Raw genomic sequence first — 235 nt, forward strand, 5'->3', positions numbered from 1 at the left:
CGCGCTCGACAGCATTATCCTCCTGGCGTCGTTGCAATAACCAGCGATAGTAGTCGTCCAGATCGCCATCAAAAGCACTCACCTGGCCGTCGGCCACCAACAGAAACTCATCCACGGTGCTGCGCAGCAGATGACGATCGTGTGACACCACCAACACGGCTCCTTCAAAATCCTGCAACGCCAAGGTCAGCGCTTGGCGCATCTCCAGATCCAGGTGGTTGGTCGGTTCGTCCAG

At 57.4% G+C, this 235-nt stretch carries 1 pseudogene; it reads right to left on the reverse strand.

The annotated features are described in order from the left end of the window. Positions 1–235: pseudogene (locus B3520_RS10800) on the reverse strand (ABC transporter ATP-binding protein); the annotation flags it as partial.

The sequence above is a fragment of the Marinimicrobium sp. UBA4509 genome, assembly GCF_002388575.1.
Classification (GTDB): Bacteria; Pseudomonadota; Gammaproteobacteria; order Pseudomonadales; family Cellvibrionaceae; genus Marinimicrobium; species Marinimicrobium koreense.